Source organism: Arthrobacter sp. CDRTa11 (assembly GCF_026427775.1).
Classification (GTDB): Bacteria; Actinomycetota; Actinomycetes; order Actinomycetales; family Micrococcaceae; genus Arthrobacter.
The window spans coordinates 267,272-281,423 of sequence record NZ_CP044532.1; the positions used below are offsets into that span (position 1 = coordinate 267,272).

A 14,152-nucleotide genomic window follows, 5' to 3' on the forward strand; every position below is an offset into this window, starting at 1 on the left:
TAATGGCCCGTTGGCCGCTTCATTGTTCAATTTCAGATGCCTTCGGAATACGTTACTTCTTGATTAAGCCCGATTCCCTTTGGCTTGGAAACCGGACACCGCATGCTGATCGTATATCGGCACGGCGGAAAGCGCAGCAATTACAGGATTATGGACTGGTATTACCCGCGGAGGATGCGGCGGCCACCAAGGCTGGAATCTGCTCGGCCGGCACCGGCCGGCTGAAGAAATAGCCCTGTGCGCTCAGGCAGCCAAGACGCCGCAGGTGCTCAGCCTGTTCGGCTGTTTCCACGCCTTCCCAGACGGCCTCCAGGCCGCAGGCCCTGATCAGCTGGAGAACAGCAGCAACCAGTTCGGGCTGGCTGGGGTCAGATCCCAGGCCCACAATTAGTGAGCGGTCCACTTTGACCCGGTCCACCGGCAGCTTTCGGAGGTAGCTGATCGACGAATAGCCGGTGCCGAAATCGTCGATCTCAATGCCCACACCCAGCCCGCGCAAACCGGCCAGTGAGTAGCGGTCCAGGTCATTTCCCTTCACGATTGCCATTTCCGTCAGCTCCAGGACAACCTGCTCGGCACGGACCCCGGTTTCTTTGAGCACGGTACGGACGTCCTCAATGAACTGAAGGCTCTGGAGGTCGCTGGCGGAAATGTTGATCCTGACCGAGAACCTGCTGTCCACAGCGGCGTCGGAGATCCAGCGACGGAGCTGGCCTACGGCTTCCTTCAGCACCCAGACCCCGAGCTCAGAGATGAGCCCCGCCTCTTCCGCGAGCGGGATAAATTCGTCCGGCATGATGAGGCCGCGGGTGGGATGCTTCCAGCGGACCAGGGCTTCGACTCCCTCGATCTGCCCGGTGGCAAGCTCAACCACCGGCTGGTAGTAGAGCATCAGGCCCTCGCCCCGGATGGCGGCGCGGAGGTCATCCAGCAGTTGGCTGCGGAGCCGGCGGACCAGCAGAAGTCCCGGTTCGAAGATGTGGAGCCTGTTCTGTCCCTCGGCTTTGGAGGCGTACATGGCAACATCGGCCTGCATGAGGATATCCTCCGGCCGCTGCCCCCTGCCGCCGACACTCAATCCCAGGCTTGCCCCGCAGCGGATGCTTCGGTCCGGCAACTCGATGGGCCGGTTCAGGGCAGCCAGGACGCGACGGCCGACGATTGATGCCTGGTCCGGGTCTGTTGCGGGCATCACGATGGCGAACTCGTCTCCACCCAGCCTGGCCACTACATCCGTGACGCGCACAGCCTCCCGGATGCGTTCCCCCACGGTGATCAGGACCTGGTCGCCCGCCGTGTGCCCCAGCGTGTCGTTAATGGACTTGAAGGCATCCAGGTCCAGCAGCAAAATGACCGGTGGTTCAGCCTCCGACGCCTCGTCGCCCTGCGCCGACTTCAGGGCTGCGAGCAGGGCCGAGCGGTTGGCCAGGCCCGTGAGGGGGTCCTGCATGGCCATTTTCTGCATTTCCAGATGGGCTTCATGGAGCAGTTGGGTGCGGACCTCGACGCGCTGCTCAAGTTCCTCGTAGATGATCTGCAGGTCCTCGGCCAGCAGGTTGGTGCCCATGATGATGGCATCGAGCTCGTCCCGTGCAGGTGAAACCTCGATGCGTGACTGGAGGTCGCCAGAGGCAAGGCGGACAATGCCATCCAGCAGCTTGGCGAGCCTGGGATCATTGTCAGCGAACATCTGGTTTCCTCCTTCCGGGATCAGTTGGCGTGGTTCCCGCCGGCGTCCAGGGGGAGGCTGACAGTGACGGTTGTGCCTGTACCGAGTTCTGAAGCGACATGAATTCTGCCGCCGTGCCGGTTCACGATGTCCTGGGTGATGGCCAGCCCAAGCCCCGTCCCCGGAACCGCCCCGGCCATGGCGTTGGACGCCCGGTAGAAGCGCGTAAAAACATGGGCGAGCTCGTCGGTGGAAATGCCGATTCCGGTGTCGGCCACACTCACTGTGGCCCACCGCGTACCGTCAGGGGCAGTATCTGACACGCTGCCCACCTGGATCTTCCCGCCGCTTGGCGTGAATTTGATGGCATTGGAGACAAGGTTGGTGAAGACCTGCTGCAGCTGGACCTCGTCACCCATGATTTCCGGGTCCTCCCGGACAGGTTCCACCGCGATGGTGACGTTTTGGAGCTTAGCCAGCGGCCTGAGCGCTCCGGCGACGATGTCCAGGGTCCGCCCCAGCCTCACGGGCGTCAGGTGAAGCGGGCTCTCCGTATGCCCGTCCCGCGACACACTCAGCATGTCCTCGATCAGCAGCCGCAGCCGCTCGGTGTTCCGGACCACGATGTCCAGCATTTGGTGGACCTCACTGGACACTGGATCGGCAGTGCTCTCCTGGATCATGTCCAGATAGGCCATGATCGATGTCAGCGGGGTGCGCAGTTCATGGTTGACGGTGGCAAGAAAGTCGGTCTTGGCCTTGTCCAGGTGCTGAAGCTGTTTGACCACTTGCTGCTGGCTGCTGATCAGGTGGCTTTGGATCAGCCCATGCGCGGCGTTTCCGGCAACGTGCTGGATCAGCCCGAGCTCGGCGCGTGACCAGCTCCGGGGCTTGTCCATCAGAGCGATCCAGATGAGGCCAAGGGACGAGTCGCCTTCCCCCATGGGAACCAGGACCGAGGCCGTGGCGTTCAGTTTCTGGAGGGACCCCGGCAGCCGGCTCCGTGCGGCGCCATCAGGCTGCTCCCCTCCGTCAAAAGTCAGTGACTCCGCTTGTGACCAGAGCAGATCAGCCGTCCGAAGCGCCGATTCCTCGTCCGTCAGCAGGCCGGCCGGGAGAGGCTTCAGCCCCGCCCTCCTCCACTGGGCGGTAATTCGCGGCACCCTGTCATCTTCAAAAGTGGTCAGCCAGACGCGGTCCGCGCTGAATGTCCTGCCAAATCCCGCAACCACGTAGTCCGCGATCTCCTGAGGATCGTTGGTGCCGCGGACAGCGGCCGAAACGAGCCGCAGCTGTTCGCGCAGGGCCTCAGCCTCTGCCCGTGCGTCTGCCCGCCGCGCCACAAGATTGATCAGCGCCGTGGTCCGGTGGACGAGTTCACGCGCTGCAGGAGGTTTTGCAATGCAGTCCCGGATGCCCGGGCGCTCAGTAGCGGCCACCTCTGCAGGGTTGTCCAGGTCCACCAGGACCAGGACCGGAATGTCTGCCTCCACCATGGACAGCGAACTGTCCACCACCAGGACTGACGCGCCCCCGGCGTCGAGGGCCGCTGTGGCTGCGCCGGCATCGCCGGCCCCACGGACTGTGTAGCCTGCGGCCAGAAGTGTTGCCTCGATGAAGTCCCGGCGCCCGGCGTCGGGGTCTGCCACGACGGCAGTTCGCAGCGCAGTCGCGACAGATGCAGTCTCGACGAATGGTGTGCCAGCCCCCACCCTGCCCCCTTCGCTACTGATTGACTTCATTCTAGGGGGATGCGCCGCTGCTGGTCCCGTATGCGTTGGGCAGAGGCTGATCGTGACGAAACATCGGAGCCGGCGATACAGGCCAACGGGAGGCCCGGGACTTATATTTGGACGGTGTCTTCCGTCCTGAAACTCGTGCGCTCTGCCCTGCAGAAGTACCTGATGATCCCCACCCTCATCCGGCTGTCCCGGTCCGCGCCCAAGGACAGGCACGTCGCGTGGGACCGATACTGGGCCGGAATTGCCAGGACTGGGCCGCAGGGAGAGGTGCTGTGGGACTCCGGGAGCGACCACGAGCTGCTGGGTTACCGCGACATCCTGCAACGGCACCTGGATCCCGGACTGCCGGTGGTTGACATTGGGTGTGGCCACGGCAGTTTTACCCGCGACCTGGCAGCCTTGTTCCCGCAGGCTATTGGAGTGGATGTCTCCGCCCATGCGGTGGCGCGTGCCACCAGGGAATCGGCGGAGCTGGACAACGTCAGTTATCTGGTGCGGGACATGACCGCGGCAGGGGCCGGGAAAGGGCTGGCCGGGGCAACCGACGCGAACGTCTTCATCCGCGGAGTCCTCCACGTGCTGAATCCTTCTGATCAGGCAGCGCTGGTGGAGAACCTCCGGGAAATTGTTGGAACCACGGGGGCCGTGTTCCTGGCCGAAACAAACTTCCAGGGCAACCCGGTGGAGTATGTCTCGCACCTGGGCGCGACTTCCCGCGCCATTCCCGCCCCGCTGGAGCGCGCCATCCGGGAACTGCCCATGCCCGGCCATTTCGGGCCGGTTGAGCGGGCCAGGGCCATGCCGGCAGATGTCTGGGAACTGCTGGAAGATGGCCCGGTGACGATCGAGACGAACCCCATGACTGCGGTGACGGGCGCGAGCCTGGTACCGGGCTACTTCGCCGTGCTGCGGGCCCGCAGCTAGCCACCCGACCCCTGCTGCAGGCTGTTTCCATCACGCCAAACCGGCTCTTGACACATCGCCAGGATCGCGGGGTACTTAATAAGCACCCTTACTAACTGGCCTATCAGGAGAGAGGATCAGTACCGTGGCACAGGATAAAGGCAACCGGACCAAGGACCAGCCTGACTCCGGCGTGCTGCGGATTGAACTCCATCTCCCAGGAGCAGCGAAGCGAAAACAAGGACTCCAACTTCTTCTTCCGCCCTGAGAATCCCGGCCGGGAAGACGCGTAAACGTTTTGGTGGTGACGGCCGGGTTTTGGCACTGGCCGCCACTGCCTTCCAACAGAAGCTTTATTTAACTCTCGGGAATAACAATGCGTAATCCAATCCCCATCGGCTCCCTTCAGCAGATGCTGTTGCCCCCCACCTTCGGGTCCCATCTGACGCAAAGTGCCGAGTTCACCGTGCTCTCCGTCGAAGTCTGGTCAACGGGCCTGGTGGTCAACATTCATGTGGCCTCCGCCAATGGAAGGCCGGCGCCGGACATTGCCGTTGAGGATCACCAGGGCACGGAATATTCATTGCGGGACTCCGTCACGGTCGGATCCCGGAACCTGCAGACTTTTACGCCCACCGTGCCGCCTGGAACCAGAAGCCTGACCATCAGGTCCACCGAGGAGGATGACGCCCGCCCGGTGGTGACGTTCGCCGTCCCGCCGGTCCGCCTGGTGGAAGATGACGAGCCCTCAGATATTGACCTCCTGTCGCCGCCATACCGGCTGCGCCGCCCGGCCTAATGGGCTGAAAGGTTGCCGCAATGGAAGACGCCACCGGCTTTTCCCCGACGACGGCGATCGTCACCGGATCCGATTCGGGCATCGGCAGGGCCGCCGCCGTGGCCTTGGCCAGGTCCGGACTTGATGTCGGCATCACGTGGCACACTGACCAGGCCGGCGCTGAAGAAACCGCAGACGAAGTGCGCAGTCTTGGGCAAAAAGCTGCCGTCCGGCAGTTGGACACCACTGACCTCCGTGGTTCCGCCGCCGTCATTGATTCCCTGGCTGACGAACTCGGCGGTGTGGACGTTTTCATCAACAACGCTGGCACTGGCGACCAGACCAAGTTCCTTGACCTCGACGTGAAAACCTGGATGGGCACACTGGACACGAACCTCAACGGCGCTTTCGTGTGCATGCAGGCCGCCCCGCGCCGGATGGTCAAGGCAGGCCGGGGCGGGCGCATTGTGGCGGTAACCAGCGTCCATGAATTCCAGCCCCGGGTGGGCTCCTCGGCATACGACGCTTCCAAGCACGGCCTGGGCGGATTGATCAAGACCATGGCGCTGGAGCTTGCGCAGTTTGGCATCACCGCCAACAGCGTTGCGCCAGGGGAGATTGCCACCCCCATGACCGGCCAGACGGACGAGGATCCCACGTCGAAGGACCGCCCCGGAGTTCCCCTGGGCAGGCCGGGTGACGCCCGGGAGGTGGCCGCAGTCATCGCTTTCCTGGCTTCGCCTGAATCGAGCTACGTCACGGGGGCCTCCTGGGTTGTGGACGGGGGCATGCTGCAGATGGGTCCGCAAGGCGGCTCGCACATCACCGCACACGACTGGCGGGAAGGCTGACTTCGCCCTGCAAACCGTTGGAATGCTCCGATGCCGGGTGTCCAAATGCCGGGCGGGCAAGCGCTTTCCCAAGTGCAGGCTGGCATGATGGTGGCATGCGCATTCTTATTGCTCCGGACAAGTTCAAGGGCTCGCTTACCGCCGCTGAAGCAGCAGCCGCCATCGCTGAGGGCGCGCTCCGCGTTTATCCGGACGCCGTGGCCAACCAGTTCCCCATCGCCGACGGCGGCGAAGGCACCTTGGAGGCCGCGGTTTCGGCTGGCTACGAGGAGCGCCTGAACGCTGTGGTGGGGCCAATCCTGGCACCTGTTGGTGCCGCCTGGGCTTTCCATAAATTGCCCGACGCCGGCGCTACCGCGGTCATTGAGACGGCCCAGGCGTCTGGCCTTGCCGACATGGAGCCCACTCCCGCGAACGCGCTCCGTGCCCACAGTTACGGCTGCGGGCAGCTGATCGCTGCCGCCCTGGACGCAGGCGCCACGGAGATTGTTCTGGGCCTCGGCGGTTCGGCCATGACCGACGGCGGCAGCGGCGCCCTTCGTGCGCTGGGCCTCAAGCCACTGGACTCCGCGGGCAACGTTGTTCCGCTGGGCGGGGGATCGCTGGCCGACGTTGTTGCCCTTGATACCTCAGGGCTGGACCCCAGGCTGTCGTCCGTTTCCTTTCGGATTGCCGTGGATGTACAGAACCCCTTATATGGCCCGACAGGAGCCGCCCACGTCTTCAGTCCGCAGAAAGGCGCCGACGAGGCTGCAGTTGAGCTGCTCGACGCCGGCCTCCGCAACTGGGCGTCCATCCTCCGCCAGGAGACTGGCCGGGACGTCAACATCCAGGGGGCAGGCGCAGCAGGCGGCTTCCCGGCGTCGTTCCTTGCCTTCACCAATGCCACGCTGGAAGGCGGGTTCGCCTTGGTGGCAGGCCTGACGGGGCTGGCCGGACAGCTGGCGGACGCGGACCTGGTGATCACCGGTGAAGGGTCCATGGATACACAGTCCCTCACGGGCAAGGCCCCCATCGCGCTCGCCGATGCGGCACGGGAACGGGGCATCCCCGTGATTGTGGTGGCCGGGCGGATCCTGGTGACGCCTGAGGATCTGGCGCAGCACGGCGTTGTAGCCGCGGCGCAACTGCTTGACGTGGCCCCCAGTCCCCAGGACGCCATTGCACACGCGGCAAAGTACCTCACGTGGGCCACCACCCAGGTTCTGGAAGGGGCATAAAAGCTGCTGGCGGGCAGTGACTCAGCCGAGCCAGTAAACAGCGCCCCTAGACGATGGTGGTGTTGCGGCGGCGCCGCCAGATCAGGATCACCACCAGGGTGACCACAGCCACCGCGCCAATCACCAGCGGCGCGAAGTCCAGCCGGGTAGCTTCTGCCTCGCCGGTTTCACCCGTTCCCGGGTTGGCCGGACCCGTGGATGCCGGATCCGTGGGTGGAGGCGGCGTGTTGGTGGCGGCCACGGCTGCCTGGACTCCGGCAGCCTGTGCCGCCACAGCCTGCGCCCCCTCAGCCTGCACCGCCATGGCCCGCTCAATGCTGGCTGCCGGGGCCGCCGGAGCGGCGTGGGCGGCGTGGGCCAACAGCGGCGACAAGGCAAACAGCGCCATTGCGATAATCACGGATTCCAGGATCTTTCGCATAGCCATTCCTCCTGCTTGGTATGAGGGCGGTTATCTTCCCTTGGCGCGTTTATTCAGGTGCAGCGGAACGTAGACGAGCAACACCAGGAGGACAGCCAGCAGGAGGCCCCCGGCGGTCAGCCCGGCCGGGCGGCCTGCGGTCACGTCAAAGACGAGCGCTGCGGTTCCCACGCTGAGCGTGCCCACTCCCGCCAGGGCGATCTTGGTGATCGTGTCTGCGCTGGACACCAGCGTTGCCTTGAGCCGCTGGCGGAACAGGCGGCGGTGGACGCTGACGGGAAGCAGGATAAACGCCGTGGTCAGGGTGGCGATCACCACGTTGACCAGGTACAGGACAACCTGGAATTCATCCAGTTCGTCGAACCTGTCCTGGAAGGGCAGCGTCAGGAGGAAGCCGGCCAGGATCTGGACGCCGGTCTGCAGTACCCTCAGTTCCTGCAGGAGCTCAGCCCAGTTGCGGTCCAGCTGTTCTTCCCGGGTCTCGTTGCGGCCGGTGCTTCCGGTGTAGTCCTCCACGTCTGACATTGCTGCTCCTCGCTGCCCCCGGCGCTGACCTGCGGTCTTGTCTACGTCCCGCCGGGGCGGGTGCTTCAAAGCTATGCCGAAGTTGCGCCAACTTCAACGTTTGGTAAGTTTACTTATTATCCGTTGGGTTGGTGGACTTTGCGCCGCCGGACGGGATAGTTTCGAAGGGCCGGCCGCAACGGGAGCCCTTCGGAAACCGACGACGTGAGTAGGTGGACTATGAGCGATACGCAGAAACAGACCGACCCGCCCACCGATCCCCGTGGCGGCTACCATTCCGGCCCCTTCCCGGAACAGGAACAAAAACAGCCGGGCCTGACGGCTCCCATGGATCCGAAACCGGACCACGGTGAGCACAGCTACGAAGGGCATGGCGCCCTCCAGGGCAAGGCCGCGCTGATCACCGGCGGGGACTCCGGAATCGGCAAGGCCGCCGCCATCGCCTTCGCCCGCGAGGGCGCCGACGTCGCAATTTCCTACCTTCCTGAAGAAGAGGAAGACGCCCAGGATACTGCTGACTGGATCCGGAAGGCCGGCCGGCGGGCCCTCCTGCTGGCAGGGGACGGCCGCGAGGAGGAATTCAGCACCCGCATTGTCCGGGACACGGTTTCGGAGTTCGGCCGCCTGGACGTTGTGGTGCTCAACGCCGCCTACCAAAAGAACCGCGAAAGCTTTGAATCCCTGCCCACCGAAGAGTTCGACAGGGTGTTCAGGACCAACCTGTACTCCCTGATCTGGACTGCCAGGGCCGCGGTTCCGCACCTAAAGGCCGGTTCTTCGATCATCACCACTGCCTCCATCCAGGCCTTCAACCCCTCACCGGGGCTGATCGATTACGCCATGACCAAGGCGGCGCAGGTGGCCTTCACCAAAGCACTGGCGCAGGAATTGGGCCCGAAGGGCATCAGGGTCAACGCCGTTGCGCCCGGCCCCATTTGGACCCCGCTGATCCCTGCCACCGAATGGCCGGACAAACTTCCCAGCTTTGGGCAGGACACCCCGCTCCAAAGGGCAGGCCAGCCGGCTGAGCTCGCCGCGGCCTACGTACTGCTGGCGTCCGAGCAAGGGTCATACATCTCAGGAGCTGTCCTTCCCGTGACCGGAGGCAAGGGACTTTGAGCGTTCAGTAGGAGTTTGCACGTCAGATTCATCCACATCCAACAGGAGGAACCATGAGTCAGGACAACCAGCACAGCGCGCCCGAAGAAGAAGTTGGCGGGTACGGCACCCCGACGGCGGAGCAGGAGATGGGCGGAGGCAAACAGTTCGCCCAGCCCCGCGAGGAAGAGGATTTTGACGCCGCGGGCCTGAACCAGGACAGCCCCACAGGGGAAACGTTCGCCACCGATGCACCCAACCTCAGCCACTTTGAGGAGGAAGACAAGGACAGCGCCGGTGAGCCCGGTGCGGGCCGCTTCGGTGGCATTGACGACCAGCTCCATGCAGAGAGTGACTCCAGTGATCCGGGCTTCGAACCGGCCGGGCGCTCTGATGCCGGCGATGCAGGTGATGTGGGTTTCATGGATGATGACACGGTGGCCCCGTCGGTTGACGCGGAGATCGACGAGTCAAATTCCGATGACCAGGGATCGCCGCAGTTTTCCTCCGAACCCGGACAGGATGCGGCGGGACTGCCTGACGGGAGCGGCAATAACCTCCCCCGGGAAAAGTCGCCCAACGACGACGATGACGAGAGCTTCAGCGCCGGCTGACCGCCCGGAGCTGCACAGCCTCCCCTAACCTGAGTGCCCCCTCCGCGCCGAGCGTGGAGGGGGCATTTGTGGGGTTTTTTAGGGGACCCTTTCGCATGGCCGGCGGGCATATCACTTCGCCGGGTGGGTAACTCTCAAGGGAATCGGCGTTTATGGTCCACGGATGCAGTCCGGAGGTGCATCGTGAGCAGAAGATCCTCTGAACAGTGGGGCCGGCGCGTCCAGGCGCCGGACGAGGTTCCACTGGATGTCCTGATTCCCACCTGTGACCGCCCCGCGGAGCTGGCGGTCACCCTGGCAGGCCTTGCCGGCCAGGCAGAGCCGGCGTTCGCCGTGGTGGTCAGCGACCAGTCCGCCGCCAGCCCCGACTGGGAACATCCAGCCGCGGCGGCCATGGTGCGGGTCCTCGGTGCCCAGGGGCGCCGTGTCAGCCTGCTGCGCCACCTGCCCCGGCGTGGGCTGGCCGAACAGCGCCAGTTCCTGCTGGAGCAGGCCACCGCGGATAAGTGCTTGTTCCTGGATGACGATGTCTGGCTGGAGCCAGGATCCCTGGAGCGGCTCAGCACCGCCTTGGATGAACTGCAATGCGGGTTTGTGGGCATGGCGCCGCAAGGGCTTTCTTATCTGCATGACAGGCGCCCCGAGCAGACCGAGGTGTTCGAAACCTGGAACGGGCCGGTGACGGCGGAGCGGATCACACCCGATCGCCCGGAATTCCTCCGCTGGCCGCTTCATAACGCGGCCAATCTGAGCCATGTGAGCGCAGATCTTTCGCTGGAGGCCGGCCAATGGGTGCCGTACCGCGTGGCGTGGGTGGGTGGCTGCACCATGTTCCGCCGCAAGGCCCTGAACCGCGCCGGAGGTTTCACCTTCTGGCCCAGCCTGCCGAGCGACCATGCGGGCGAGGACGTCGTTGCCCAGTGGAACGTCATGGAGGAATTTGGCGGAGCAGGGATCCTTCCGTCCGGGGCCGTGCATCTGGAATCTCCCACTACTGTGACCGAGCGCAGGGTTGAGGCGTTTGAGGTGGTGCTCAACAGAAAGTCGGCATCCGGGAATGATGAGGACAACCCCGGCCCACCGGGCCAGATGCGGAAGTAAACTAAAGAAAGGCTCTGCAGTGGGCCGTGCGTTTCGAACCTAGGCGTGGACCATGGCCGTGGAGACCTCAGGGGGCGCAGGCTGGGAGCCGCTGGCCGCCCCCCAGGACGTTGTTTTCGAAAGCAACGACGTCGAAAACTTCCTCAGCGATGTGACCCATGAGTTCATGCAGGACATTCAAGGCGCCCCCCGGGGAATCAGCTGGGCCGCCACCCTGTTCCGGCGGGGGGAAGCGCACACCATAGCCGCGGGAAGCGCCAAGGCCCGGGCAGCGGACCAGGAACAGTGGTCCTTCGGCGACGGGCCGGTCCTGTTGGCCATGCGGACAGGCGAGTTCGTCCATGTCCCCGATGTAGCCCAGGAGCGGCGCTGGCCCGGGTATGCCGCCGCCGCCGCAAGCCACGGTGTCCGGTCGCTGCTGTCCATGCCCATTGTGTCCGCGGCCGGGTCCGTTGCTGCCATCAACCTTTACGCACCGTCGCCACATGCCTTCACCAGCGAAGACCTTGTGAAGACCCGAAGCTACGCCCGGCAGGTTGCCAGGGCCCTCCGTGTGATCCTGCGCGTGGCGGAAAGAGCCGAAGCCAGCGCGGAACTGGCGGTCGCGCAGACGTCGTTGGCCCTCATGGACCTTGCTGTGCGGACCCTGATGGTGGAGTACGGGCTCAGCCATGAGGGTGCCTTCCAGTACCTGAGGACCCTGGCACGGCATAACAACCTGGGGCTGCGGGAGGCAGCCCTGAGCGTCCTGGCGTCCGGTTCACACCTGGACACAGGAGAAGGAGACCTGGGGGAGCGAAATCTGGAGAAACAGAACCTGGAAGAACCAGGTCAGGACAACATTGATGTCCGGAGCCTGATCGGGGCGGAGTCCCCGCGCTCGGGCGAATCTCCATACGGCGGAGGGAGTCCATCATGAACAGCCAGCATCCCGATCGGACAGAGCTGGTATTGGCGGTCACCGACCCGGCGGCCATCCAGCCAGAGGCCACCGAGTCAGAAGCCACCCAGCCAGAGGCGGGATCCCACCCCTGGCATCGCTTCGTGGCCCTCGGTGATTCCTTCACCGAAGGAGTGGGCGATCCCGAACCCGGCAGCGAAGGCGGACTGAGGGGCTGGGCGGACCGCGTCGCCGAGGAGCTGAGCGAGGGCCAGCCCGACTTCTCCTACGCCAACCTTGCCATCCGTGGCCTGCGGATGCAGCAGATACTGGACCGGCAGATTGGCCCTGCGCTGGCGCTGAAACCCGATCTCATCACACTGTCCGCGGGCGGCAACGACATTGTCTTCCGCCGCAGCGACCCGGACAAGCTGGCCGAAAAAATGGACGACAATGTGGGCCTGCTGACCGCGACGGGGGCCACTGTGGTCCTGTTTGCAGGGCCGGACTGGGGTGCTACGCCTGTTCTGGGCCAGGTCCGGGGCAAGGTGGCCATTTTCAACGAGAACCTGCATACGGTGGCTGCCCGCCACGACGCCCTGATCGTTGACCTCTGGTCCCTCCGTGAGTTGGCGGACCCCGGCATGTGGGACCCCGACCGGCTGCATTTTTCTCCGCTGGGGCATCACACCATAGCCGCCGCCGTGCTCACTGCGTTGGGCGTGCCCCATACCCTGAAGCCGCTGGAGCCCAAGCAACTCCCCGCGCGGAGCTGGAAGGAAGCCCGTTCCGAAGACCTCGTTTGGGCCCGGGAGTATCTGGTGCCGTGGGTAATCCGCCGTTTGCAGCTACGTTCGGAGGAGGGGCTGGCAGCTAAACGTCCCCAGGCGGGGCCGGTTTTCGGAGTCGGACGTCTTCCCGGCCAGTTCTCCCGGGGATCCGCCGCCTAAGTCCGGTCCTGTGGCCGGCCGCCCTAGCGCTTTTTTGGCGCGCGCTTGGCTGCGGCATTAACCGCGGCCTTCACCGCAGGCGGCAGGCCGGCCTGTTCACTTTCCGGCTCAGCCACCGAGCCCCGGGCCTTCGCCACTGCCTTCATGCCGTGGTAGATCACCAGTGCGGCGGCCGAGCCCAGCGCGATACCCGTGAACTTGAGGTCGCCGATGGTCCAGGTGTAGTCCGCAATGCCAATAATCAGCGCGACGGCGGCCGTGATCAGGTTGACCGGGTTGGAAAAGTTCACCTTGTTCTGGACCCAGATCTTCACGCCCAGGATGCCGATCATGCCGTAAAGCATGGTGGCTGCCCCGCCGAGCACCCCGGGCGGAACCGTGGCAATCAGTTCCCCGAACTTTGGGGAAAAGCTGAGCACAATCGCGAAAATGCCCGCCACCCAGTACGCCGCCGTGGAATAGACCTTCGTGGCTGCCATGACGCCAATATTCTCCGCATATGTGGTGGTACCGGATCCGCCGCCGATGCCGGCCAGGACAGTTGCCGCGCCGTCGGCCATCAGCGCGCGTCCGGAGACGCCGTCGAGGTTCTGGCCCGTCATGGCCGCCACGGACTTCACGTGCCCGATGTTCTCGGCCACCAAAACCAGCACCACCGGCACAAAGAGGCCCAGGACGCCGACGTGGAACTCGGGGGTCTGGAACTGCGGCAGGCCTATCCATGCGGCCGCGTCCATTTTTTCGTAGTTCACTTCACCGCGGATCATGGCCACGAGGTAGCCCGCCACGACGCCCACCAGGATGCTCAGCCGGCCGATGATCCCGCGGAACAGCACGCTGACCAGGATGATAGTGGCCAAAGTGATCACGGCGGTGACCGGTGCGGCGTCGAAATTCATCTTGGCCGCCGGCGCCAGGTTCAGTCCGATCAGCGCCACAATGGCGCCGGTGACGATGGGCGGCATGAGCCGGTTGATCCAGCCGGCGCCGAATTTCTGCACGACGGCGCCGATCAGGGCCAGGGCGACGCCGGCAAGCACCACTCCGCCCAGCGCCCCGGGAACGCCGAACTGCTGTTGGGACGCCATGATGGGTGCGATGAACGCGAAGCTTGAACCAAGGTAGCTGGGCACCCGGCCGCGGGTGATCACCAGGAACAGCAGGGTGCCAATGCCGGAGAAGAAGAGGGTGGTGGCTGGCGGCATTCCGGTGATGATGGGGACCAGGAACGTGGCGCCGAACATGGCAACCACATGCTGCATGCCGACGCCGATGGTCAGCGGCCATGCGAGCCGTTCATCCGGGGCCACCACGTGTCCGGGCCGGATCGACTTGCCGGTGCCGTGCAGCTTCCATTTGGTTCCGAGCATGCTCATGGGCGGAGGCCTTTCAAGGGGGTT

General features: G+C 64.6%; 14 protein-coding genes. 9 read left to right on the forward strand and 5 right to left on the reverse strand.

Annotated elements, in window-relative coordinates:
- Nucleotides 1-148: 148 nt before the first annotated feature.
- Together F8G81_RS01230 and F8G81_RS01235 are read right to left on the reverse strand one after the other, a co-directional pair.
- A complete protein-coding gene (locus tag F8G81_RS01230) occupies nucleotides 149-1,690 on the reverse strand; it encodes a putative bifunctional diguanylate cyclase/phosphodiesterase (protein ID WP_267277232.1) in 1,542 nt (513 codons plus the stop codon).
- 20 nt (nucleotides 1,691-1,710) lie between these two features.
- Entirely contained in the window at nucleotides 1,711-3,411 is a 1,701-nt protein-coding gene (locus F8G81_RS01235) for an ATP-binding protein (RefSeq protein ID WP_267277233.1), read from the reverse strand.
- 162 nt (nucleotides 3,412-3,573) lie between these two features.
- On the opposite strand from F8G81_RS01235, the gene F8G81_RS01240 reads away from it, so the two are divergent.
- From F8G81_RS01240 to F8G81_RS01255, 4 genes are all read left to right on the forward strand, one after another.
- On the forward strand, nucleotides 3,574-4,335 hold the full coding sequence (locus tag F8G81_RS01240) for a class I SAM-dependent methyltransferase (RefSeq protein ID WP_267279362.1): 762 nt from the start codon (nucleotides 3,574-3,576) through the stop codon (nucleotides 4,333-4,335).
- Nucleotides 4,336-4,690: 355 nt separating this feature from the next.
- Nucleotides 4,691-5,113: a hypothetical protein gene (locus tag F8G81_RS01245; protein ID WP_267277234.1), complete on the forward strand. Its 423-nt coding sequence runs from the start codon at nucleotides 4,691-4,693 to the stop codon at nucleotides 5,111-5,113.
- A gap of 20 nt (nucleotides 5,114-5,133) precedes the next feature.
- Nucleotides 5,134-5,943: an SDR family oxidoreductase gene (locus tag F8G81_RS01250; RefSeq protein WP_267277235.1), complete on the forward strand. Its 810-nt coding sequence runs from the start codon at nucleotides 5,134-5,136 to the stop codon at nucleotides 5,941-5,943.
- Nucleotides 5,944-6,038: 95 nt separating this feature from the next.
- The gene (locus F8G81_RS01255; protein WP_267277236.1) at nucleotides 6,039-7,163 is read left to right on the forward strand and encodes a glycerate kinase; all 1,125 of its coding nucleotides are present in this window, start codon (nucleotides 6,039-6,041) and stop codon (nucleotides 7,161-7,163) included.
- 46 nt (nucleotides 7,164-7,209) lie between these two features.
- Here the strand turns inward: F8G81_RS01255 and F8G81_RS01260 are convergent, their stop codons facing one another.
- Entirely contained in the window at nucleotides 7,210-7,584 is a 375-nt protein-coding gene (locus F8G81_RS01260) for a LuxR family transcriptional regulator (RefSeq protein WP_267277237.1), read from the reverse strand.
- Between the two features lie 30 nt (nucleotides 7,585-7,614).
- Nucleotides 7,615-8,109 (reverse strand): DUF6328 family protein, encoded by a 495-nt coding sequence (locus F8G81_RS01265; RefSeq protein WP_267277238.1) that lies wholly within the window; start codon nucleotides 8,107-8,109, stop codon nucleotides 7,615-7,617.
- A gap of 219 nt (nucleotides 8,110-8,328) precedes the next feature.
- On the opposite strand from F8G81_RS01265, the gene F8G81_RS01270 reads away from it, so the two are divergent.
- The 5 genes from F8G81_RS01270 (at nucleotide 8,329) to F8G81_RS01290 (ending at nucleotide 12,752) form a co-directional block, all read left to right on the forward strand.
- On the forward strand, nucleotides 8,329-9,228 hold the full coding sequence (locus F8G81_RS01270) for an SDR family oxidoreductase (RefSeq protein ID WP_267277239.1): 900 nt from the start codon (nucleotides 8,329-8,331) through the stop codon (nucleotides 9,226-9,228).
- 53 nt (nucleotides 9,229-9,281) lie between these two features.
- Entirely contained in the window at nucleotides 9,282-9,821 is a 540-nt protein-coding gene (locus F8G81_RS01275) for a hypothetical protein (protein ID WP_267277240.1), read from the forward strand.
- A gap of 183 nt (nucleotides 9,822-10,004) precedes the next feature.
- Entirely contained in the window at nucleotides 10,005-10,922 is a 918-nt protein-coding gene (locus tag F8G81_RS01280; RefSeq protein ID WP_267277241.1) for a glycosyltransferase family 2 protein, read from the forward strand.
- Between the two features lie 52 nt (nucleotides 10,923-10,974).
- Entirely contained in the window at nucleotides 10,975-11,841 is an 867-nt protein-coding gene (locus F8G81_RS01285) for a GAF and ANTAR domain-containing protein (protein WP_267277242.1), read from the forward strand.
- Nucleotides 11,838-12,752, forward strand: coding sequence for an SGNH/GDSL hydrolase family protein (locus tag F8G81_RS01290; RefSeq protein WP_267277243.1), 915 nt, complete (start codon nucleotides 11,838-11,840; stop codon nucleotides 12,750-12,752). Before F8G81_RS01285 ends, F8G81_RS01290 begins: the two co-directional genes overlap by 4 nt.
- A gap of 23 nt (nucleotides 12,753-12,775) precedes the next feature.
- Here F8G81_RS01290 and F8G81_RS01295 read toward each other — a convergent pair whose 3' ends face one another.
- On the reverse strand, nucleotides 12,776-14,128 hold the full coding sequence (locus F8G81_RS01295) for a uracil-xanthine permease family protein (protein ID WP_267277244.1): 1,353 nt from the start codon (nucleotides 14,126-14,128) through the stop codon (nucleotides 12,776-12,778).
- Between the last annotated feature and the right edge of the window lie 24 nt (nucleotides 14,129-14,152).